The sequence below is a fragment of the Mesorhizobium sp. LCM 4576 genome, from assembly GCF_001854815.1.
In the GTDB taxonomy this organism is placed as follows: Bacteria; Pseudomonadota; Alphaproteobacteria; order Rhizobiales; family Rhizobiaceae; genus Mesorhizobium; species Mesorhizobium plurifarium.
The window spans coordinates 638,935-657,653 of record NZ_MDDT01000057.1 but is presented as its reverse complement, the minus strand read 5'-3'; the positions used below and the strand labels follow the sequence as shown (position 1 = coordinate 657,653).

Below are 18,719 nucleotides of genomic sequence, written 5' to 3'. Positions count from 1 at the left end.
ATTGTTCGCTCCTTCGCCGTCGCCGATCCMGCCCGGTCACACTTTGCTTGCCACGTCACAAGTTTGGCGTTGATCGCCGCTGTTGTCTCAACCTATGCTGGCGCGAGTGGYGGGTCGATTCAAACAGAGGGCAGATCAGATGTCTGGCAAAACCACGCTCCTTTCGATCTCACTGGCGGTCGCGATTTTCGCAGTCGCCGCTGGGCTGGCTATGCTTCTCACCACGCCCGCTGCCCGTGCGGCAGCCATCGACTGCGCGGCAGCCAAGACGCAGGCCGACCTTGCTACCTGCACGGCCGCGAATGCCGCTTCGGCGGACGTCGGGCTCAACGCGGTCTACAAGGCGCTGGCGGGACGCCTCGCTCCCGCCGACCTGAAGCGCCTGCGYGACGCGCAGCGCGCCTGGATCCCGTTCCGCGACAAGGAATGCGCCTTCCGCACCAAGCCCTATGCCGATGGCTCGGTGTATTCGACCMTGGTCGAGACCTGCAGGGCGGAGTTGACCAAGGTACGGCTGGCGCAGTTGCAGCACCAACTGCAATGCCCCGAAGGCGACCTCTCCTGCGTACCGCAAAGCGGTGGCGATGCCGCCCCCACGAAGAACGCGCCTGCGACGRCCAAGACCGCGCCTGCGAAACCCGCCCCTGCCCAGGCAAGCCAGAACGACACGAGACCATGCGTGCAATCCGCCGGCAAGGCGAAGTCGGACCAGTACGTCTCGCAGTGCATCCAGGTGTCGCCGGCCACCAATCCGCCCTGCAACGGGCAGAATGCCTGCAGCATGATGATCGACGAGATCAAGCGCGGCTGCGCCATGATCGGCAAGGACAATCCGCCGGGCTTCTGTTCTGCGTACAAAGGCTGAGCGGCGCGGCTCGCGCGCCACAGGTGCCGCGGTGATCAAACGTGCCCCAGCGGAAGATCAACGCGGCACGGCAAGACAACCGCAAGTCCGGTTTGTCGGAATATTGGCGGTACAAGCGACGATGCCACCAAAAAAGGACGGCAAAATCTTACGAGCCAAGCGTGATGCTTATCAAAAATTGATTTCAGTTTTATCGGAAACCTGCAAATCTGTAGACGCGCCGTGAGTCGGGAGTGGGCGCCAACGATAACTTGGTCCCCGTAACTTGGCCCAAATAACTTGGCCGTGTCAGGAGCTCACGATGGATGGAGCGCCCAGCGATTTACGAACGTTGAGATATGTCGCGGAGATCACGCGCAAGCTGGCGAAAATGCTTTCGCGCACGCGCTATCAGATGCTTGTCTATCTTCTTGAAATGACAGCGGTTGAGGCGGAGAGCCTTGCCGGCGAGCAGGATCCCAAACGCACCCGGCCGGTCAAGCCGTCTCAGGCCCGACGCTAAAGCGCGTCGGGATCTTTCGGATTCGCTCGATGCGCTTTAGGTTTTTGATTTTACGCATGTCTTCATCCCGAAACCGGTTCCCACTTTCGGGAGACATGCTTTAGCTCGCGCGCGGCAGACCTTTTGCTGCAAGGCGATCCAGAATGACCAGGCAATTCCGCCTGCGCATTTCGATGGTCGACGGGTCGTCGCGTTCGACGATGGCGCGCTCGAACCGGTCAAGCGCGTCGAGCGCGGCAAGCATATCGCCGGACGGCTGGCCCAGCGAAAACAGGATGCGCCGCGCCCTGATGCCGTCGGCCGCATCCACCGAGGACTGGATGGCTACGCCACGGCGCAGCGCACCGAGGACAGCCAGATGGTCGCGCCATGGTAATGGCGCGACGTCGGCCGTTGCAGCCACCATGCCTCAGGCCTTGGCCTTGCGCTTGCCCTTGCCCGCGTCGCCGGCCGGCTTGCGACCAAGGCCGGACGATTTGGCCAACGCCGAGCGGGTCGCCGAGTAGCTCGGCGCCACCATCGGATAGTCGGCGGGCAAGCTCCATTTTGCGCGGTATTCGTCCGGCGTCAGGCCGTGATCGGTCGCGAGGTGGCGCTTCAACGACTTGAACTTCTTTCCGTCCTCGAGGCACACGATGTGGTCGGGGAAAACCGAGCGCTTCGGGTTGACGGCTGGCGTCAGCGCCACCGCCTCCTTGACAACGCTATCGCTGGCGAGCTTGCGCACCGAGGCGCTGACGCTGGCGATCAGGTCAGGCAGGCCAGAGGCAGGGAGCGGGTTGTTGCCGACATAGGCCGAGACAATGTCGGCGGTCAGTTCGATTGCAGTCTTGTCGTCGATGTTGGACAATTTTTTCACCTTCTGCTGGCCCTCAAATCGCCAGGCGTTTTTAAGACTTTCGTCGGTGTATCGTATTGGACCTGTCCCCCAACGGACCGTCCATAGTCAGTAAAGCTACCAGACTCAATACAGGGGTGATGTTTCTACGCGGGCTGGAGACGCGCAAGTTAGGAATTCTAATAGCTATAGCTAACTTTTTATAGCACCGGCGGTGCGCCCGGATGCACAAAAGGCGCTATAGCACTTCGATTTGCGATGGAAGTTGCTGAAAAATCGAAGTTCAGGCCAAGTTCCAGCACGGCAAGCATGATCCCGCCGGCCGGATACTTGACCATGCGCGATTCGGCGGCCCCACGGCAAATCGCTATCTGGCGGCGGCACCGCGCCTGAGCTCCGAGGACGGCTTCTCCGCGAGGATCTCCAGCACGCGCTTCCAGCGCGCGCAGCGGCCGAAATCCTTCTGCTCGATGGCCTTTTCCGCCTTCATGGCCGCATAAAGCGGCGCCTCCGCGCCAAACTCCCTGACCAGCCAATGCGCCTCCTGCCTGGCGCGGCGTTCGTCCTCGTCAACGGCCATTTTGGACATCATGCCTGGTCTCCATACCTTCGATCCCGACCACAAGGCAGCTGCCGATGACGAGGACGGCGCCGGCAACCGCCGTCATCGACAGGCTTTCGCCCGAGAGCGTCAGCAGAAACGTGGAAGCTATCGGCGTCAGATAGGCGACGACCGCTATCCTGCCGCCATGGTCGAGCTTTGCCGCGCGCGACCAGAAATAGTAGCCGAGCCCCATCGGGCCGGCGCCGAGATAAAGGCCGAGCAGAAGGTGCGCGCCGCTCGGGCGCACGACGCCATCATGCAGACACCAGGCGAAGGTGAGCGCGACGCCGATCAGCGCCGAGGGCAAAAGCAGGCGCTCCGGCGACACGGTAAGATGGCCGACAGCGAGCGAGTAGAAGGCCATGCAGAGCGCCGAGCCGAAGGCGGCGAGATAGCCGACGAGGCTGCCACCTTCGAACCAGGCCCTGTTGAACCAAAAATGGGCGCGGCCGCCGGAAATCACCAGCGCCACGCCGACAAAGCCAAGCGCCGCCGCCAGCCCGAGCAGCAGCGGACGCCGCGGCCGGCCAAGCACGATGACCGCAGCGGCGGTCATCAACGGCCAAGTATAGGCGACGAGATTTGCTTCGATAACCGGCATCGAGGCGAAGCCGATATATTGCAGCACCATCGTGCCGACCAGGCCAAGGAAGCCGACGGTATAAGCGGCAAGCGCGGACGTTCCCTTCTCCCGTTGTGGGAGAAGGGGGTCACGCGAAGCGAGGTCAGATGAGGGGTGCTCCGGGGAACGCCGACGTCTCACTCCGCTGGAACACCCCTCATCCGTCTCGGCGCTGCGCGCCGATCCACCTTCTCCCACAAGGGGAGAAGGAGAAGCGCTCATCAGCCGGATCAGCGCAAAGACCAGAGCCGCGCCGCAAAACTGCAGGAGCTGGACCTGCGACACCGGATAGGCGGCAAGCAGCGTCTTGCCGACCAAGGCGTTGGTCGCCCACAGCGCCACGGCGCCGAGGGCGAAGGCCAGCGACGCCCCGAGGGCGGCGCCGGAACGGCTTTGGCTTTCCGGCACGACCGGCCCGAGGCGCAGCGACACTGAAGGCGGCTGACGCTCGACCGGATCGTGGCTCATTACCACGACTCCCTCGCCCCGCCGGCAACGGGCTCCGCGGCGGGCTGCGGCACGGGATGCTCTTCGGCATGGCGGCGGTAGGCGGGCAACTGGTTGGTCCAGACATCCTCGGCCAGTTCGTTCACCCAGGCACGGTCATGGTCGTTGTCGGCGGCGAGGTAGAACATGCGGTTGTCGTCGACATAGGGTTTGGTCGCCGAACGCTGGTTGAGCACCAACGTGACGCGCTCGCCGAGCTGGATCGGCGCCGTGCGGTGGAGCACGCCGAGGAACTGGCCGAGCGTGGCATAGTTCATCTTGTGGTCGATGCGCATGATCTTGTTGCGCGGCAGGTCGCGGCCGGATTCCAGGATCGAGCGGCCGGTTTCGGAATCGTCGCAATAGATCTCGAGATGGCCGCCGATGAGCGGCTCGCTGATCGACAGCGGAATGAGCTCGGTCACCGGAACGCCATCGCAATGCCATTCGACCGCGCCGTCCTTGGGATTCATGAAGGTGACGGTCGAGCCGACGATCGACAGCGGATACGGCTCCAGCTTGGTTCCCATCATGTCGGACAGCTTTTCCAGGCGCAGTTTGTCGTGCAAAAGCTCCTTGATCTCCGGAATGTAGCGGTCGGCGCCGGTGATGAAGGTGAGGTCGAGATGCTTATGCACGGCATGGCTGGCTTTCAGCTTCAGGGCAGCTTCCTCGATCGCGGCAAGCAGAGCGGGGTCGTAACCATGACGATACTGGGCGACGCCGAAGGTCGACACTTTCCAGGCCGTCTCATGACCAATGATGGCCTCGCGGCTCATTGCACAGCGCAGTTCGGGAATTGTATGGGCGTTCATTCTACTTTCTCCAAGGTGGGGGCAACACTTGGTTAACAGTCATTTAAACGCCTACCCCTGTAAATTTAGGAATGCTGGTGGTAGCGTAAGCCCAGCTTAAGGTCGAAAACCCCGTGCGTCTGCTCAGTCAGGTCAACCTCAACTCGCTGAAAATCGTGGAGAGCGCCGCGAGGCACAGGAATTTCACGCGCGCCGGCGAGGAGCAGTTCATCACCGCTTCCGCCGTCAGCCAGCGCGTGAAAAGCCTGGAGGATCAGCTTCGCTTCAAGATCTTCGAGCGTGGCGGCAACGCCGTGTCGCTGACGCCGGAGGGCGAGACCTATGTCGCGCGCGTGCGCGAGGCGCTGGAGCGCATCGTGGCGGCCAGCATGGAGGCCACCGGCCAGTCGCAGGCGCATGTGCTGCGCATCTGCGTGCTGCCGACTTTTGCGGCGCGCTGGCTGTTTCCGCGGCTTTCGGCCTTCCAGCATCAATATCCCGAGATCGAGATGCGGGTGTCGACCTCTTACGCCACGCATGAATTCTCGAATTCCGAATACGATCTCGAAATCCGTTACGGCGACGGCAACTTTCCCGGCCTCACGTCGGAACTGCTGTTCAAGGAAGATCTGACGCCGGTGTGCAGCCGCAAGCTCTTCCATGAGGTGCTGGGCAACAAGCCGCTGTCGAAGGTGGTGCCGGAGGACCTGCGCTACTTCACGCTGCTGCATTCCGATACCTGCACGCAGAACTGGCAGTCATGGCTGGGCTTCGCCGGCGCGAGCTTCGTGCTTGGCGAAACCAGGAGCGTCTATTTCGATAGCTGCATGATGTCCTACGAGGCGGCGAATGCCGGAATGGGCTTTGCCGTCGCCAACCGAGCCTATATGGCAAGCGACATCCGCGCCGAAAGGCTGGTGGCGCCCTTCGCGGTCCACCATCCCAACACGGCGGGCTGGTATTTCGTCAGCCCCATCAAGGCGCTCGGCGCCCRCAAGGTCGAGCTGTTCAAGCAGTGGATCATGGCCGAGGCGGCGCTGACGCAACGCCAACTYGACGTCGAGATCGCCGGCGGACAGCAGGRCCGCTCGGCGCTGGCGTGAGAGCCAGGATTGCCGCCTACCAGCGTTGGYGCACTTCTTGCTCGACGCCTCCAGTACCCAACCGTCGGCACCGGTCGCCACTTCGTGCATCAAGACACGACATCCAAGGCACGCGAAGGCGGACCCCGGCGGATTTCAGGATTTTTCAGTGATCTTTCCGCTTATAGCCGGCTACCGCGATCACGCCATGACGCAACGTCGAGACTCAGCTATGTTGGATCGTGCGGCGGGCCYGATTTTCCCGCTTGGCCGGCGCTACCCAGCTTCCTCCCAAGCAGCGCCGGCCTTCTTCGTTTCAGGCCGACAACAATTGAACCCGCCCCCTGCCCTATTGCTTCGGCGCTGTACCCTGCTGGTCTCCGCCGGTGGTCGATTTCGGCACCGGGTTCTTGTCGACCTGAGGGTTCCGGTTGACTTCATCGCCCGGTGCCTTGGTGGGCTGCACGCTGTTGTCGCAGGCGGCGAGCACGAGCCCTGCCGCGAGAGCCAGCAGTACAGGAAGTTTCTTCATGACGACCTCCTCTCGTTCGCCCCTTTCATGAAGGGCAAACGAGGCGATAGCGGTTTGGTTGCGTGGACGGTGGTTGCGTAGGCGGGTGGGAACCAACAAGCCCGCGTCCGGTTGAAATCCCGAGCCAATCGAACGCAACGAGGAACTGATCATGGTCCGCCTTCTGCTTGCCGGCCTTTTTGCCTACACCGCCTATCGCGTTGCCGTGAGGATCATCGACGAGGTGCCGGGAAACGTCGCGCCGCTGGATATGCCGAGCGACGAAAGGCGCAGGCTACGGCGGCAGTCGGCCGCGATGGGGGTGGAACCGAAGCGGTAGTTGCCTCGGGGGCAAGGTAGCCGCGTAATCCCCTCTCCGGCCGCTTCGCGGCCACCTCTCCCCGCTCGCGCGGGGCGAGGAAATTATTGCGAACAAAGCGGAAACGATGCTTGATGGGCGATGAACATCGCCGCCCATGATTCGTCCTTCGAGACGCCCGCCTATCTTGCCCGGCTGAATGACGAGCAGCGGCTGGCGGTCGTGCATGGCGACGGCAAGGTGACGACGCCGCTGCTGGTGATCGCCGGCGCCGGCTCGGGCAAGACCAACACGCTGGCGCATCGCGTCGCCCATCTCATCGTCAAGGGCGCCGATCCGCGCCGCATCCTTTTGATGACCTTCTCGCGTCGCGCCGCGGCCGAGATGGCCAAGCGCGTCGAGCGCATTGCCGGCGAGGTGCTCGGCCGTGACGCGGCGGTCATCGCCGACGCACTGGCCTGGGCAGGCACGTTCCACGGCATCGGCGCAAGGCTGTTGCGCGATTATGCCGAGCAGATCGGGCTCGATCCCGCCTTCACCATCCATGATCGCGAGGATTCGGCCGACCTGATGAACCTTGCCCGGCACGAGCTGGGATTCTCGAAAACCGAAAGCCGTTTCCCGACCAAAGGCACCTGCCTACAGATCTATTCACGGGCCGTGAATGCGCAGGCGCCGCTTGGCGAAGTGYTGGGCTCCGCCTTCCCCTGGTGCGCGGCATGGGCCGACCAGCTCAAGGAGCTGTTCGCGGCCTACGTCGAGGCCAAGCAGGCGCAGAACGTGCTCGATTACGACGACCTCCTGCTCTACTGGGCGCAGATGGCGGCCGAGCCCGAGATCGCCGCGCATCTCGCTTCCCGCTTCGACCATGTGCTGGTCGACGAATACCAGGACACCAACCGGCTGCAGGCCTCGATCCTTTTGGCGCTGAAACCGGATGGCGCCGGGCTCACCGTGGTGGGCGACGACGCGCAGTCGATCTATTCCTTCCGCGCCGCAGAAGTGCGCAACATCCTCGACTTTCCGAAACAATTCGCAAGGCCCGCCGAGATCGTCATGCTGGAGCGCAATTACCGCTCGACAGAGACGATCCTGGCCGCCGCCAACAGGGTGATCGGCGAGGCGAGCGAGCGCTTCACCAAGAATCTGTGGACCGAGCGCCGGTCCTCGCACAAGCCGCAACTGGTCAGCGTGCGCGATGAGGCCGAGCAGGCCAACTATGTCTGCCAGGCGATCCTGGCCGAACGCGAGGCCGRCACTGCGCTGAAGGCGCAGGCGGTGCTGTTCCGCACCTCTAGCCACAGCGGACCGCTGGAGGTGGAGCTGACACGCCGCAACATCCCCTTCGTCAAGTTCGGCGGCCTGAAATTCCTCGACGCCGCGCATGTGAAGGACATGCTGGCGATGCTGCGCTTCGCCGAGAACCCGCGTGACCKCGTCGCCGGTTTCCGTGTGCTGCAGCTGATGCCGGGGATCGGCCCGTCCGCCGCCTCGCAGATCGTGGACGCCATGGCGACGTCGCTCGAYGAGGCGCTCGGCCTTGCTCGCTTCCGGCCACCGCAGCGCGCCGCGCAGGACTGGCCGGTGTTCCTCGACATCTATAGCGGCTTACGCGCCGGCGCCAAATGGCCGGCGGATCTGGAGCGGATCAGGCTCTGGTACGAGCCGCATATGGAGCGCATCCATGAGGACGCGGTCACGCGCCGCGCCGACCTTCTGCAGCTCGAGCAGATCGCATCGACCTATCCGTCGCGCGAGCGCTTCCTGACTGAGCTCACCCTCGATCCACCCGACGCCACAAGCGACCAGGCCGGGCCGCCGCATCGCGACGAGGATTACCTCATCCTGTCGACTATCCACTCGGCCAAGGGCCAGGAATGGAAGAACGTCTTCGTGCTCAACACGGTAGACGGCTGCATTCCCGCCGATCTCGGCGTCGGCACCAAGGAGGACATCGAGGAAGAGCGGCGCCTGCTCTATGTCGCGATGACCAGGGCCAAGGACAGTCTGCATCTGGTGGTGCCGCAGCGCTTTTACCCGCACAACCAGGCGGCGCGCGGCGACCGCCATGTCTATGCCTCGCGCACCCGTTTCATCCCCGCCTCGATGCTTTCGGCGTTCGAGCAATCGTCCTGGGCAAGCGCCGCGCTCAAGGACGACCCGCGCCAGAGGCCGGGCGTCAAGGTCGATCTCGGCGCCCGCATGCGCGGCATGTGGAAATAGGCTGCCTGCCCTCTAGAGCGTTTCACCGTTTCACGGAAGCGGGGAAACGCTCTATCCCTTTGTTTTTACGCAATTCCGGGGCGGAAAACCGCTCACACTTTCCTGGAATTGCTCTAGCCGATTCACACGACGGACCAGGTCCGATGCGGAAAAATCGGCATGCGCGGAACCTCCCGCCGCAAGCCGCGTTGTGTGGCGTCCCTCCCCCAGACCGGAGGCTCAGCGCCTCCGCGGCCAACAAACGAGGTCCGAATGCACGACAGGACGTTCTTCACCCCGGTCGCCCTCAGCGTCGGCGCCGGCCACAAACGCATGATCGCCTCGCTGTTCGACATGCACGACTTCCTGACCGAGTTTCCGCCGTCGCGTCGCCGCCTCAGCTACGGCGCCGCGGTGAAGGCCTGCGAGGCCGCGCGGAGTGGAGGGATCTCGGCCGAGGCCGCGCGCGACGCGCTGATCACCTTCGCGGTGACGGCCGGCGTGCTCTGGCCTTCGGAGCAGCCGATTGCCTCCGTCAAGCCGGTGGCGCGCGGCCAGGKTGGCTTCGCCGCCTGACAACAAGACATTACCTTTCACGGAACCGGCCCCGGATATCAGTTCACGGGATCGCAGGCATTTCCATACCGTCATTCCGGTTTGGCGGCCGCCGGCGAAGCTTCGGCGATCGGCGCGGCCGGCTCGGCCGCCATCTCAGTGGCAAGCGCCTGCTTTCCTATCCTGCTATATCAATCGCAGCCTCACGGGGCGCGGCGGCGCAACGCCCAAATGGGAAGCGCTGAAGTGGCTGAGCCTGCTCACCGAACACGACATGCTGACGGCCGTGATGCATCAGCCGGAACCGACCCCGACCGTGGCGGGCCTGATCAGGCCCTATCTCGATGTCGAGCGCCAGGTGATCCGCCAGCATAGGCCGCTGCTCAACAGCAGCCGCCGCTGAGAGCGGTTCAGCCAAATCCCGCCGCGAAGCCGTTCAGTGGACCGTGCCGGCGATGTCGGCCGACGGCAAACCGCGCGGGCTTTCGAAGCTCACCTGGTCGCGTCCGTCCGATTTCGCCTTGTAGAGATGCTTGTCGGCGACCTGGAACATGTCGTGGTAGGTGGTTGGACCCCTGAAGGCGATGCCGCCGATGCTGACCGAGAGCGGCCATGGCTGGCCGCCGGGCGCAAACTCGGCTTCGCGGATGCGCAGCCGGATCGATTCCGCGACCAGGAAGGAGCGCGTCGCGTCGGCGCCCGGCAGGAAGACCGCGAATTCCTCGCCGCCGATGCGGCCGACAATGTCGGCGCCGCGCAGTTGCCCCTGGATCGTGCTGGCGATCAGCTTCAGCGCCTGGTCGCCGCAATCATGGCCGAGGCGGTCGTTGATCGATTTAAAATGGTCGGCGTCGACGATCAGCAGCGCGCCGGTGTCGGCGACGTCGTGGCTGCGTRCCTGTTCGAGATAGGCCTCCACCAGCATCGAGAAGGCGCCGCGATTGAAGACGGCCGTCAAGCTGTCGGTCGCCGCGACGATGCTGAGCTCCTTCTGGGCGATCGCGAGCTGGCRCATCTTCCACATCAGGAAGAACAGGAAGGAGCCACCAAGGACGAGCGGCAGGAACAGGTCCGTGAGCTTCGCCCACAGCAGTGCCTGCGGCGACAGCGAAGGGAAATTGAAGGAATCGACGAAGAACGCGGCGGCAATGAAAAAGGCAGTGCCGGCGGCGGTAACCACCACGACCCTGCCCCAACTCGTCGGGGACAAATCGATGCGCATGGCATTGCYCCCACTGCAGTTGGGCCCATTGTGCAGCGGGAGCGCAAACGAAGTCCTAATACATTAGCTTCAATGCAAGTCTGGTTAACAGGCCGCTCGATCCGCCCGCAGTGGGGACAAGCGGAAAGCCCGCCACCAAAGGCGGCGGGCTCTCCGACTGGCCGAAGTTTCTCGTCAGCRYGCCRCCGGCCGCAGCCGGYGACGCGGTAGGYCGCAGAGCCGCACGGCCGGTTAGACACTCACGTTGGCTGTTGCCTTGCGACAGTAAGTCAACGGCGCGAAATCATCAGGCAGAGCATCCTGAGATCCTTGTCATACGTTCCTTCGCTGGAGAGCACGTCGGCGCAACGCTTCTTCATCCGGGTCAGTTTCGTGCCGGACATCTGAGCCACCGCACTCTTCATGGCAGCACGGTCCGGAGTCCCGAGAGTGTTCGGCGTGCCCAGGGTGGAGAACCTTCCGACGGTGACGCCTGCATCATCACCGATGCCGAGACCAAGGATCGCGTTGGCGGTATCGCCGACATTCGCGCCAAGATTCGCGTCAACGCCGCTGGAGCCGCCGATCGACGCTGTGRCGTCCGCGTCGACACCGCCCCCTCCRCCCGCCGATGCGGCCGCGCCGGCGTTCACGCCATTCGACCCGCCGACGGACGCRCCAAGACCGGCATTAACGCCATCGCCACCGCCGACTGAGGCGCCAAGGCCGGCGTTGATGCCGCCACCACCACCGACAGACGCGCCAACACCAGCATTGACGCCGCCGGATCCGCCGACAGATGCGCCTGCCCCAACACCAAGACCCGCCGCATTCGCAGGCATGGCCAAAATGGCGACGATCGTGCCAAAGGCCAGAGTAGCGGCGGCTTTCTCAACGATACTGCGCATGACACTCTCCTTTTTCGAAGACAGCACATTCAGCACTGCAGTATGCAAGCACCGCCTGCATACAAGCGCTGAATACACGGATCAGTTACGCGTAAGGTTTCGCCCGGTTTCGCCGACCCATTCGCAAGAATGGGTTTTGGTTTGCTATTGCTTTTTTCTGCCGCCCAAAATGTATTAGTATTTTCTTAAAACTGTCTGAAACAATTCTTCGTCACGTACTCGCCTAGCTATTGCCGCGTGATCCGAAGGCGTTTCCGGCCAGATCGCTCAGGCGTAGGCGCGGCCTTCCTCCGAGCGCTGGAACAGCATCAGGTCGAGCGGCACCGAGGGCCGGCCRAGCACGGTAAGGCACATATGCGCCTGGCCGCGATGATGGGTCTGGTGGTTGAAAAGATGGCTGAGCGCTGGCGCCAGCCGCTGCGAAACGGTGCGCATGTCGGTCGTCATATAGGAAAAACGTCCGGCGAACGCCTTGTCGGTCATGCCGCCCACCCACTCGACGATCCTCCTGTCCTCGGCCTCGCGCGCCAAACRCAAGCCCGGGAAGGCGCGATAGAGGATCGCCGCAAGGTTTGAGGGCGCATCACCTTCGCCCGTAAAGCGCTTCATCCAGACGCGGTCGGTGACGAGCAGATGGTTGAGCGTGCCGAGCATCGAGCCGAAGAAGGCGCCGACGTCGCGGCCGAGTTCCTCTTCGTCGAGATCGGCGGCGGCATCATAGATGCGCGTGTTGGCCCATTGATTGTAAGCCGCAAACATCATGAAATGCTGTTTCATTCTTCCATCCGGTTCGCAACGAATCCCGTCTCTTCGTAACCCGCAGGAACCGCAATGACCATTCTGTTCTATGACCTCGTCGGCCGCGACACCGAACGCCCGTTCAGCCCGCATTGCTGGAAGACGAAGATGGCGCTGGCCCACAAGGGGCTTACCGCGACCAAGGTGCCGACGCGCTTCCTCGACGTGCCCAAGGTGGAAGGCGGCGTGTCGAAGACGGTGCCGGTGATCCGCGACGGCGAGCGCGTGGTGGCCGATTCCTTCGCCATAGCGCTCTATCTCGACGAAACCTATCCGGACCGGCCGACGCTATTCGGCGGCGAAGGCGGCAAGGCGACGGCGCGCTTCGTAGAGCGCTGGTCGCAACTCACCATCCACCCTTATGTCGCGACGGTGGCGCTGATCGACCTGCATGCTATGCAGGACGAGACGAATGGCCGCTACTTCCGCGAGGATCGTGAACGGCGCTACGGCAAGCGGCTGGAAGACGTCGTGGCCAATCGCGATGCCGGCCTCTCGGCCTTCCGCGCCGCGCTGGAGCCGCTGYGCTCGACGCTCACCTATCAGCCCTTCATCGGCGGCGCCTCGCCGCTGTTTGCCGACTACATCGTCTTCGGCGCGCTGCAATGGGCTCGCATTGCCTCGCCTTTCCAGTTGCTCGACGACAGCGACAGCATCGCGCGCTGGTTCGAGCGCTGCCTCGACCTGCATGGCGGGATCGGCCGGCAGGTCGCGGCCGCGGCGTGAACGCGGCGAGCACCGGACTGCCATGTTGCGCTATGAGATGCGGGCCGAGATTTGGGTCTACCCCGGCAAGGGCGGTTGGCATTTCGTGACGCTGCCGACGGACGTCGCGGCGCGGATCAAGGCGGCGATGACGGGACTGGCGCGCCCTTGGGGCTCGCTCGGCGTCACGGCAGTGATCGGCAAGACCAGGTGGCAGACATCGCTCTTTCCCGACAAGGCATCCGGCAGCCTGCTGTTACCGGTCAAGTCCCCGGTGCGTCAGCGCGAAGATCTCAAGGCGGGCGACAAGCCGACCCTGACCATCGAGATCGAGCTTTAGCGTCTATTCCGGCGCTCCTTGGTCGACGCGTCCTTCTCGACCAGCTTGACGCAGATCGGGTCGCCCTTTTCCATCCGGATACATTGCCATTCCGGGCCGAAGCCGAAATTCTGCTGTCCGAGCCGTGGAAAGAACAGTCCGACCAAGACGATCGCGGCAAGAACCACCGCCATGATAATGATGCCGCAGATATCGCCGCGCCTGAGATAAGGCCAGTTCATCGCCTCGGGCTCCGCTGCCGCAACGCCCCGGATTTCCGTGCGAAGCACATTCGCAGCCGCCTAATTATCCCGCAAAGGGTTCGCCTTGACCAGAACCCGCCTCCCCTGTCCCGCCTCCCCTTGGCAAGCCGCCGGGCGGCTTGTATAGAGCCCGCCACCCCAATTTCCATTCCCAAGAACAAGGACGACCCTATGGCGATCGAACGCACCTTCTCCATGATCAAGCCGGACGCGACCAAGCGCAACCTGACGGGCGCCATCACCAAGATGCTGGAAGACGCCGGCCTGCGCGTCGTCGCATCGCGCCGCGTATGGATGAGCCGCCGCGAGGCCGAAGGCTTCTACGCTGTCCACAAGGATCGTCMCTTCTTCGGCGAGCTGGTGGAATTCATGTCGTCGGCGCCTACCATCGTGCAGGTGCTGGAGGGCGAGAACGCCATCGCCAAGAACCGCGAAGTGATGGGCGCCACCAACCCGGCCAATGCCGCCGAGGGCACCATCCGCAAGGTGCATGCGCTGTCGATCGGCGAAAACTCGGTGCATGGCTCGGACGCGCCGGAGACCGCCGCGCAGGAGATCAAGTACTGGTTCTCGGATACCGAAATCGTCGGCTGAGCCGCAAACTCGAGTTCTACGGAACGGCCCGCTCGAGCGGGCCGTTTTTGTTTCGAAACGGGTGGTCGCATCCGCCGTCTGCCCTAGGTTCGATGACGTCGGCGACGAAATTACGCTGGGCGTCGCCAGCTGTGAGCGACCACCGCGCTCCGCTCGAACAGAGGGAGGGAAGCATGATCAAGCCTCATGTTTCTAAAAGTGGCGTTGCCTATCCGGACGATCTCGTCCTGCTAAAACGCATCTATGACGAGGTCTGCGAGGAGCGCGGCATCGTCATAGGGAGTCCCGAGGCGTCGGACTTGGCGATAGAGGCCATGAAGCTCTTTTCCGCCGGTATCTTCGACGAAGGGACGATCGGCCGCCGGCTTYGTGGCGGGGTGACGGAAGACGGCGGGTTCAGTCCCCGTCGCCGTAGCGGATGACCTCGACCTTCTCCCTGGTGATCAGGCAGCTCTTTGTCTTGGTCAGCGCCTTGATCTCCGGGATCAGCGCATCGATCTTCTCCGGCGCGTCGACGATCTCGACGACGATCGGCAGATCCTGCGACAAGCGCAGGATCTTGGCGGTGTGAAGCACGCTGGAACGGCCGAAGCCGAGCGGACCTCTCAGCACCGTGGCGCCGGCCATGCCCGCCTCGCGCGCCTTGATGACGATCGCCTCGTGCAGCGGCTTGCCGTCAGCGGCCCTGTCGTCCTCGCCGAAGAAGATCCTGAGCAGCGCGCATTGCGCGGGAAGTTCCATCTTCTCTTCTCCCTGATCTCTTTTAGCCCGATCACCTTTCGACCGGCAAACGATTGAGCCTGGACGCCATGAGATAGCCCAGCCATGCGGCGGCCAGCGACAGCCCGACGACACTGATGAGATAGGTCGCGGCCAGCGGCCAGTCGCCCTGARACAGCAGGAGGAAGGTATCGAGGCTCATTGCCGAAAACGTGGTGAGCCCGCCGCAAAAGCCGGCCATGACGAAATTGCGGGCAGCCTGGCTGACCATCAGACGGCCGTCCGGCCCGGTCATCGTGGCGAAGGCCATGATGACCCACGAGCCGACGACATTGACGAAAGCGGTTGACCAAAGCGCGTTCAGGCCGAGCAGCGAGACGATGACGTAGCCCGACAGGAAGYGGGTCAGGGAACCCACAGCGGCGCCACAGCCGACCGCCAGATAAAGCCGCATCGCCGTCTGCCTGTCCACCATCGCTCAGCCCGCAGCCCCGGTGGCTGAACCAACCACCCAGGTGGTTGAACCAACCACCCAGACCACCGCCCAAAAGCCGAGGGCGACGAACAGCACGCACAGCGCCGCCGAAGCGACGACGTTGAAGGCGGCGAGCCGCCCTTCGCCGTCGAGCCCGAGGTTCAGCGTCTGCAGGCAGAAGGACGACACGGTCGTATAGCCGCCGAACAGGCCGACGACGACGAGGTCGCGGACGAGATCGCTGGCGAAGATGCCGCCGACGGACCGCGCCGCGCCRGCGAAGGCGCCGATGGCAAGGGCGCCGGAGACGTTGACCGCCAGCGTGCCCCAGGGAAAGGTCTCGCCGACGCCGCGGCCGACCACGCCGGACAGGAAAAAGCGGCAAACGCCGCCGAGGAAACCGCCGATCAGGACCAGGGCGCAAGCCGCAAGGGTCATCGCTTCAATGCCTTTCCAAACGCGATTCCGCACCGGAATCACTTCACGAAATCAGGCATGATACGAGCGGGAAAACAAATCCTGCCGCGCAAGAGCACGCCTGGCAGGAGTCATCAGCCACAAGGGCGGTTTCGGGGGAACCCCATCCCCATTTTCGAACGAGCCTAGGCAGTCGCGGCGGCGCGGTCAATTGCTACGTGGCTGAATGAAGGCGGAACCGTCGAGACGGGTCGGCCTGTGGGATGCTTCACCGTTTCGTGGAAACGGCGAACCCGTTCTGTCGCTTTATTTCCGGACGAAAAACCGGGTCTCGCTTTTCCTGGAACCACTCAAAAAGCCCGCCGCCCCTCCCGGCGGGCAAAAGATCATTTGGCTTGACGGTCTTTCACATTCGCGTGGGCGTTCGCCGCCTCGGTGTCAGTGGACGGCGTCTTCGTCTCCTCGCCGGTAAACGGACTGCCCTGTCCAGGCGCAAGGTCGCCGCTATGGCCGGCCTTGTTGGTCTGGAAGGGCTGGCTGTCGGGGCTGAGGCCATGCTGCGTGGCATTGAACAGATGGTCGTCCGCGCGGGCGAAACCGGCGAAGGCAATCAGCGATACGCCTGTGACTGCGAGAATGAGCGTGTGCTTCTTCATATCTGGTCTCCATTGAGTGCCAGATCGATCCTGCGCATTCGGCCTGGCGGTTTGAGTGAAGGGACGTTCGTCCCTTTGCCTGCCCGCCATCTGCATAAGTCAACGCTTGGCGCCGCCGGTTTATTCCGGCGAACACAGTTTCCAGGGTGAAAAGATGCGGCTGTCCTTTTCTGCGATGGCAAGCTTCGCGCGGTCGAGCCGGCGCGCGACGTCAGCGCGCCATTTTCAGCAGCACCGTCTGCGGCTTCCCGGCCAGCGGATCGAGCTGGCGGCTTGTGTCGGTGATGAACATCAACCGTTCGCCGACCGTGATGCGCGCCTGCAGAGCGTAGGTCCGGTCCTTCTGGATCGCCTCGGGATCGAAGCCGATGTCGAACTTGATCGGCACCTGGCCGGTGGGCGCTATCCTGCGCTTGGCGATCACGGTCGCCGGCGCATCGGCCAGCGAGACATCGGCGAGCTCGATCATGAGCACGGCATCCGGCGGCAAGGCGATGCGCTCGCGATAGGTCACCTCGCCCGCGATCGTCTTCTCGCCGGCCTCGGTCACTTCCGGCACGGCAAGCACGCCGACGACCAGCGGCACCAGCCCGAAGATGAAGAACTCCGCGATGCGGTCCAGCATGACCCTGCTCCGCCAAGCAAATCAAACCAACCGGCAGGCTTGGGAAGGATTGCGGTCGTTCGWTGGCCGAACGGGAGTTTTTTCTGATGCATGTCGTTGCCCCGGAACCGCTGCGCACTTCTGGGCGACATGCATTTTTTGATGCATGTCGTTGCCCCAGAACCGCTGCACACTTCTGGGCGACATGCATTATTCGCCCTGTTTCTTCCAGCGGTCCGCCGCGCGATCGTCGGCTTCCTTGGCCTCTACCCAGCCGCCCTCGGTGCCGTCGGCGCGATGTTCCTTCTTCCAGAAGGGGGCGCGCGACTTCAGATAATCCATCAGGAAATTCGCAGCTTCGAAGGCCGCCTGCCGGTGCGACGAGGCCGCGACCACCAGCACGATGTTCTCGCCCGGCGCTATCTTGCCATGCCGATGGATGACGGTGAGCCCCTGCAGCGGCCAGCGCTCAGTCGCCTCGGCGGCGATGCGGCCGATCTCGGCCTCCGCCATGCCGGGATAGTGCTCCAGCTCGAGCGCCGACAGCGCGCCCTGCTCGTCACGGCAAAGGCCGGAAAAAGTGACCACGGCGCCTATATCGGTCCTGCCGACGGTCAGGCCGGCGATCTCGGCGGCGATGTCAAAGTCCTCGCGCTGGATGCGGATGGCGGRCACAACGCCGGCCATCTCAGCCCCCGGTCATCGGCGGAAACAGCGCGATCTCGCGCGCGCCGGCGATCTTCTCGCGGTGGCCGACATGTTCCTGGTTGATGGCGACGCGGATGACGTCCGGATACCGCAGCGCGTTCTCATACTCCTCGCCGCGCGACTTCAGCCAGCGCAGCAGGTCGGCGACCGTCTCGATGCCGGAAGGCAAGTCGACATCCTCTTCCGGCTTGYCGATCCGCTCGCGTACCCAGGCGAAATAGATGAGCTTCGTGGACATCTCACTCGTCCATGATGTGCTTGAGGCCGGCGCGGAAATAATCATAGCCGGTGTAGAGCGTGACGAGGGCCGCGACCCACAGAAGCACCAGGYCGATCTGGGTGGTCAGCGGAAAGATCTTGTCGCCGGCCGGGCCGACCAACAGGAAGGBGATGGCGACCATCTGGATGGTGGTCTTCCATTTGGCGAGTTGGGTCACYGGCACCGACACTTTCAAGGCGGCCAGATATTCGCGCAGGCCCGAGACCAGGATCTCGCGGCACAGGATGATGATGGCCGCCCACAACGACCAGCCGGCGATGCCGCCATGGCGGTCGGTGTCGGCGGCAAGCAGGAGCAGGCAGGTGGCGACCAGCAATTTGTCGGCGATCGGATCGAGCATCTTGCCGATGTTGGAGGTCTGTTGCCAGGCGCGCGCGAAATAGCCGTCGAAGTAATCGGTGATCGAGGCGAGCAGGAAAATGACCAGCGCCGACCAGCGGGCGAAGTCGGACGACTTCAGATGTCCCTCAAGAAAAAAGCACAGCACGACCAACGGCACCGCGACGATGYGAGCATAGGTGAGGATGTTCGGCAGGTTGAACGCGCGTTGTGCCATGTCGTCTCGGGAAATCTCCTCCGCCAGACGTACTCAAATCAGAAGCGAATGTAGGGGGTCAACAGGCGAGATTCGATTGACCAGGGAAAAATAGCATTTGTGTCTACCGGGGCCTCTGCGGCCCATCGTCCGATC

General features: G+C 63.4%; 31 protein-coding genes and 1 riboswitch. Of the genes, 12 read left to right on the top strand and 19 right to left on the bottom strand.

Annotated elements, in window-relative coordinates:
* Window positions 1-139: 139 nt before the first annotated feature.
* From LCM4576_RS28870 to LCM4576_RS36405, 3 genes are all read left to right on the top strand, one after another.
* The gene (locus tag LCM4576_RS28870) at window positions 140-865 is read left to right on the top strand and encodes a lysozyme inhibitor LprI family protein (RefSeq protein ID WP_071035795.1); all 726 of its coding nucleotides are present in this window, start codon (window positions 140-142) and stop codon (window positions 863-865) included.
* Between the two features lie 31 nt (window positions 866-896).
* Window positions 897-1,091, top strand: coding sequence for a hypothetical protein (locus tag LCM4576_RS36410; RefSeq protein WP_131803313.1), 195 nt, complete (start codon window positions 897-899; stop codon window positions 1,089-1,091).
* 75 nt (window positions 1,092-1,166) lie between these two features.
* Window positions 1,167-1,367: a hypothetical protein gene (locus LCM4576_RS36405; RefSeq protein WP_131803312.1), complete on the top strand. Its 201-nt coding sequence runs from the start codon at window positions 1,167-1,169 to the stop codon at window positions 1,365-1,367.
* A gap of 100 nt (window positions 1,368-1,467) precedes the next feature.
* On the opposite strand, the gene LCM4576_RS28865 is transcribed toward LCM4576_RS36405, so the two are convergent.
* The 6 genes from LCM4576_RS28865 to LCM4576_RS36955 all read right to left on the bottom strand — a co-directional run bounded on the left by LCM4576_RS28865 (window position 1,468) and on the right by LCM4576_RS36955 (window position 4,732).
* The gene (locus LCM4576_RS28865; RefSeq protein WP_071035794.1) at window positions 1,468-1,773 is read right to left on the bottom strand and encodes a hypothetical protein; all 306 of its coding nucleotides are present in this window, start codon (window positions 1,771-1,773) and stop codon (window positions 1,468-1,470) included.
* A 3-nt stretch (window positions 1,774-1,776) separates the two neighbouring features.
* Window positions 1,777-2,217: a MucR family transcriptional regulator gene (locus tag LCM4576_RS28860; RefSeq protein WP_040984823.1), complete on the bottom strand. Its 441-nt coding sequence runs from the start codon at window positions 2,215-2,217 to the stop codon at window positions 1,777-1,779.
* Window positions 2,218-2,405: 188 nt separating this feature from the next.
* Window positions 2,406-2,543 carry a hypothetical protein gene (locus tag LCM4576_RS36635; RefSeq protein WP_157900519.1) on the bottom strand — a complete coding sequence of 46 codons (138 nt, stop codon included), beginning with the start codon at window positions 2,541-2,543 and terminating at the stop codon, window positions 2,406-2,408.
* Window positions 2,544-2,572: 29 nt separating this feature from the next.
* Window positions 2,573-2,797 (bottom strand): hypothetical protein, encoded by a 225-nt coding sequence (locus LCM4576_RS28855; RefSeq protein WP_244508478.1) that lies wholly within the window; start codon window positions 2,795-2,797, stop codon window positions 2,573-2,575.
* Window positions 2,775-3,899, bottom strand: a complete 1,125-nt coding sequence (locus LCM4576_RS28850; RefSeq protein WP_083354913.1) for a DMT family transporter — start codon at window positions 3,897-3,899, stop codon at window positions 2,775-2,777. Before LCM4576_RS28850 ends, LCM4576_RS28855 begins: the two co-directional genes overlap by 23 nt.
* Window positions 3,899-4,732, bottom strand: coding sequence for a hypothetical protein (locus LCM4576_RS36955; protein ID WP_040984759.1), 834 nt, complete (start codon window positions 4,730-4,732; stop codon window positions 3,899-3,901). Before LCM4576_RS36955 ends, LCM4576_RS28850 begins: the two co-directional genes overlap by 1 nt.
* 113 nt (window positions 4,733-4,845) lie before the next feature.
* On the opposite strand from LCM4576_RS36955, the gene LCM4576_RS28840 reads away from it, so the two are divergent.
* Window positions 4,846-5,814, top strand: a complete 969-nt coding sequence (locus LCM4576_RS28840) for a LysR substrate-binding domain-containing protein (RefSeq protein WP_071035793.1) — start codon at window positions 4,846-4,848, stop codon at window positions 5,812-5,814.
* A 328-nt stretch (window positions 5,815-6,142) separates the two neighbouring features.
* On the opposite strand, the gene LCM4576_RS28835 is transcribed toward LCM4576_RS28840, so the two are convergent.
* Complete coding sequence (locus LCM4576_RS28835; RefSeq protein ID WP_040984755.1) at window positions 6,143-6,325, bottom strand: hypothetical protein; 183 nt, start codon at window positions 6,323-6,325, stop codon at window positions 6,143-6,145.
* Between the two features lie 151 nt (window positions 6,326-6,476).
* On the opposite strand from LCM4576_RS28835, the gene LCM4576_RS36950 reads away from it, so the two are divergent.
* From LCM4576_RS36950 to LCM4576_RS37590, 4 genes are all read left to right on the top strand, one after another.
* The gene (locus LCM4576_RS36950) at window positions 6,477-6,644 is read left to right on the top strand and encodes a hypothetical protein (protein ID WP_198540329.1); all 168 of its coding nucleotides are present in this window, start codon (window positions 6,477-6,479) and stop codon (window positions 6,642-6,644) included.
* Between the two features lie 120 nt (window positions 6,645-6,764).
* A complete protein-coding gene (locus LCM4576_RS28830; protein WP_071035792.1) occupies window positions 6,765-8,846 on the top strand; it encodes an ATP-dependent helicase in 2,082 nt (693 codons plus the stop codon).
* A 252-nt stretch (window positions 8,847-9,098) separates the two neighbouring features.
* Entirely contained in the window at window positions 9,099-9,401 is a 303-nt protein-coding gene (locus LCM4576_RS28825) for a DUF982 domain-containing protein (protein ID WP_071035791.1), read from the top strand.
* 253 nt (window positions 9,402-9,654) lie between these two features.
* Window positions 9,655-9,783, top strand: coding sequence for a hypothetical protein (locus tag LCM4576_RS37590; protein ID WP_274534988.1), 129 nt, complete (start codon window positions 9,655-9,657; stop codon window positions 9,781-9,783).
* 33 nt (window positions 9,784-9,816) lie between these two features.
* Here LCM4576_RS37590 and LCM4576_RS28820 read toward each other — a convergent pair whose 3' ends face one another.
* The 3 genes from LCM4576_RS28820 to LCM4576_RS28810 form a co-directional block, all read right to left on the bottom strand.
* Window positions 9,817-10,602: a GGDEF domain-containing protein gene (locus LCM4576_RS28820; RefSeq protein ID WP_071035790.1), complete on the bottom strand. Its 786-nt coding sequence runs from the start codon at window positions 10,600-10,602 to the stop codon at window positions 9,817-9,819.
* Between the two features lie 269 nt (window positions 10,603-10,871).
* Window positions 10,872-11,489, bottom strand: a complete 618-nt coding sequence (locus tag LCM4576_RS36630) for a hypothetical protein (protein WP_071035925.1) — start codon at window positions 11,487-11,489, stop codon at window positions 10,872-10,874.
* Window positions 11,490-11,756: 267 nt separating this feature from the next.
* Window positions 11,757-12,266: a DinB family protein gene (locus LCM4576_RS28810; RefSeq protein ID WP_071035789.1), complete on the bottom strand. Its 510-nt coding sequence runs from the start codon at window positions 12,264-12,266 to the stop codon at window positions 11,757-11,759.
* A 54-nt stretch (window positions 12,267-12,320) separates the two neighbouring features.
* Here LCM4576_RS28810 and LCM4576_RS28805 point away from each other — a divergent pair, with 54 nt between their 5' ends.
* Together LCM4576_RS28805 and LCM4576_RS28800 are read left to right on the top strand one after the other, a co-directional pair.
* Window positions 12,321-13,013 carry a glutathione S-transferase family protein gene (locus LCM4576_RS28805; RefSeq protein ID WP_071035788.1) on the top strand — a complete coding sequence of 231 codons (693 nt, stop codon included), beginning with the start codon at window positions 12,321-12,323 and terminating at the stop codon, window positions 13,011-13,013.
* 22 nt (window positions 13,014-13,035) lie between these two features.
* The gene (locus tag LCM4576_RS28800) at window positions 13,036-13,332 is read left to right on the top strand and encodes a DUF1905 domain-containing protein (protein WP_071035924.1); all 297 of its coding nucleotides are present in this window, start codon (window positions 13,036-13,038) and stop codon (window positions 13,330-13,332) included.
* Here LCM4576_RS28800 and LCM4576_RS28795 read toward each other — a convergent pair.
* On the bottom strand, window positions 13,329-13,553 hold the full coding sequence (locus tag LCM4576_RS28795) for a hypothetical protein (RefSeq protein ID WP_071035787.1): 225 nt from the start codon (window positions 13,551-13,553) through the stop codon (window positions 13,329-13,331). The two genes, LCM4576_RS28800 and LCM4576_RS28795, sit on opposite strands and share 4 nt — an antisense overlap.
* Window positions 13,554-13,745: 192 nt before the next feature.
* On the opposite strand from LCM4576_RS28795, the gene ndk reads away from it, so the two are divergent.
* Both ndk and LCM4576_RS28785 read left to right on the top strand, forming a co-directional pair.
* Window positions 13,746-14,168, top strand: a complete 423-nt coding sequence (gene ndk, locus LCM4576_RS28790; protein WP_071035786.1) for a nucleoside-diphosphate kinase — start codon at window positions 13,746-13,748, stop codon at window positions 14,166-14,168.
* 173 nt (window positions 14,169-14,341) lie between these two features.
* Window positions 14,342-14,590, top strand: a complete 249-nt coding sequence (locus LCM4576_RS28785) for a hypothetical protein (protein WP_131803310.1) — start codon at window positions 14,342-14,344, stop codon at window positions 14,588-14,590.
* Here LCM4576_RS28785 and LCM4576_RS28780 read toward each other — a convergent pair.
* The 8 genes from LCM4576_RS28780 to pgsA form a co-directional block, all read right to left on the bottom strand.
* Complete coding sequence (locus LCM4576_RS28780; protein WP_040984734.1) at window positions 14,565-14,909, bottom strand: DUF190 domain-containing protein; 345 nt, start codon at window positions 14,907-14,909, stop codon at window positions 14,565-14,567. The two genes, LCM4576_RS28785 and LCM4576_RS28780, sit on opposite strands and share 26 nt — an antisense overlap.
* A gap of 31 nt (window positions 14,910-14,940) precedes the next feature.
* A complete protein-coding gene (gene crcB, locus LCM4576_RS28775; protein ID WP_071035784.1) occupies window positions 14,941-15,363 on the bottom strand; it encodes a fluoride efflux transporter CrcB in 423 nt (140 codons plus the stop codon).
* A gap of 3 nt (window positions 15,364-15,366) precedes the next feature.
* Window positions 15,367-15,801 (bottom strand): fluoride efflux transporter CrcB, encoded by a 435-nt coding sequence (crcB, locus tag LCM4576_RS28770; RefSeq protein WP_071035783.1) that lies wholly within the window; start codon window positions 15,799-15,801, stop codon window positions 15,367-15,369.
* Window positions 15,802-15,898: 97 nt separating this feature from the next.
* Window positions 15,899-15,960, bottom strand: a riboswitch (Fluoride riboswitch).
* Window positions 15,961-16,166: 206 nt separating this feature from the next.
* On the bottom strand, window positions 16,167-16,436 hold the full coding sequence (locus LCM4576_RS28765) for a hypothetical protein (RefSeq protein WP_041010778.1): 270 nt from the start codon (window positions 16,434-16,436) through the stop codon (window positions 16,167-16,169).
* Window positions 16,437-16,647: 211 nt separating this feature from the next.
* Window positions 16,648-17,061: a YbaY family lipoprotein gene (locus LCM4576_RS28760; protein WP_083354914.1), complete on the bottom strand. Its 414-nt coding sequence runs from the start codon at window positions 17,059-17,061 to the stop codon at window positions 16,648-16,650.
* A gap of 189 nt (window positions 17,062-17,250) precedes the next feature.
* The gene (locus tag LCM4576_RS28755; protein ID WP_071035782.1) at window positions 17,251-17,727 is read right to left on the bottom strand and encodes a molybdenum cofactor biosynthesis protein MoaE; all 477 of its coding nucleotides are present in this window, start codon (window positions 17,725-17,727) and stop codon (window positions 17,251-17,253) included.
* Window position 17,728: 1 nt separating this feature from the next.
* A complete protein-coding gene (moaD, locus tag LCM4576_RS28750; RefSeq protein ID WP_071035781.1) occupies window positions 17,729-17,986 on the bottom strand; it encodes a molybdopterin converting factor subunit 1 in 258 nt (85 codons plus the stop codon).
* 1 nt (window position 17,987) lies between these two features.
* Window positions 17,988-18,584 (bottom strand): CDP-diacylglycerol--glycerol-3-phosphate 3-phosphatidyltransferase, encoded by a 597-nt coding sequence (pgsA, locus tag LCM4576_RS28745; RefSeq protein WP_071035780.1) that lies wholly within the window; start codon window positions 18,582-18,584, stop codon window positions 17,988-17,990.
* Between the last annotated feature and the right edge of the window lie 135 nt (window positions 18,585-18,719).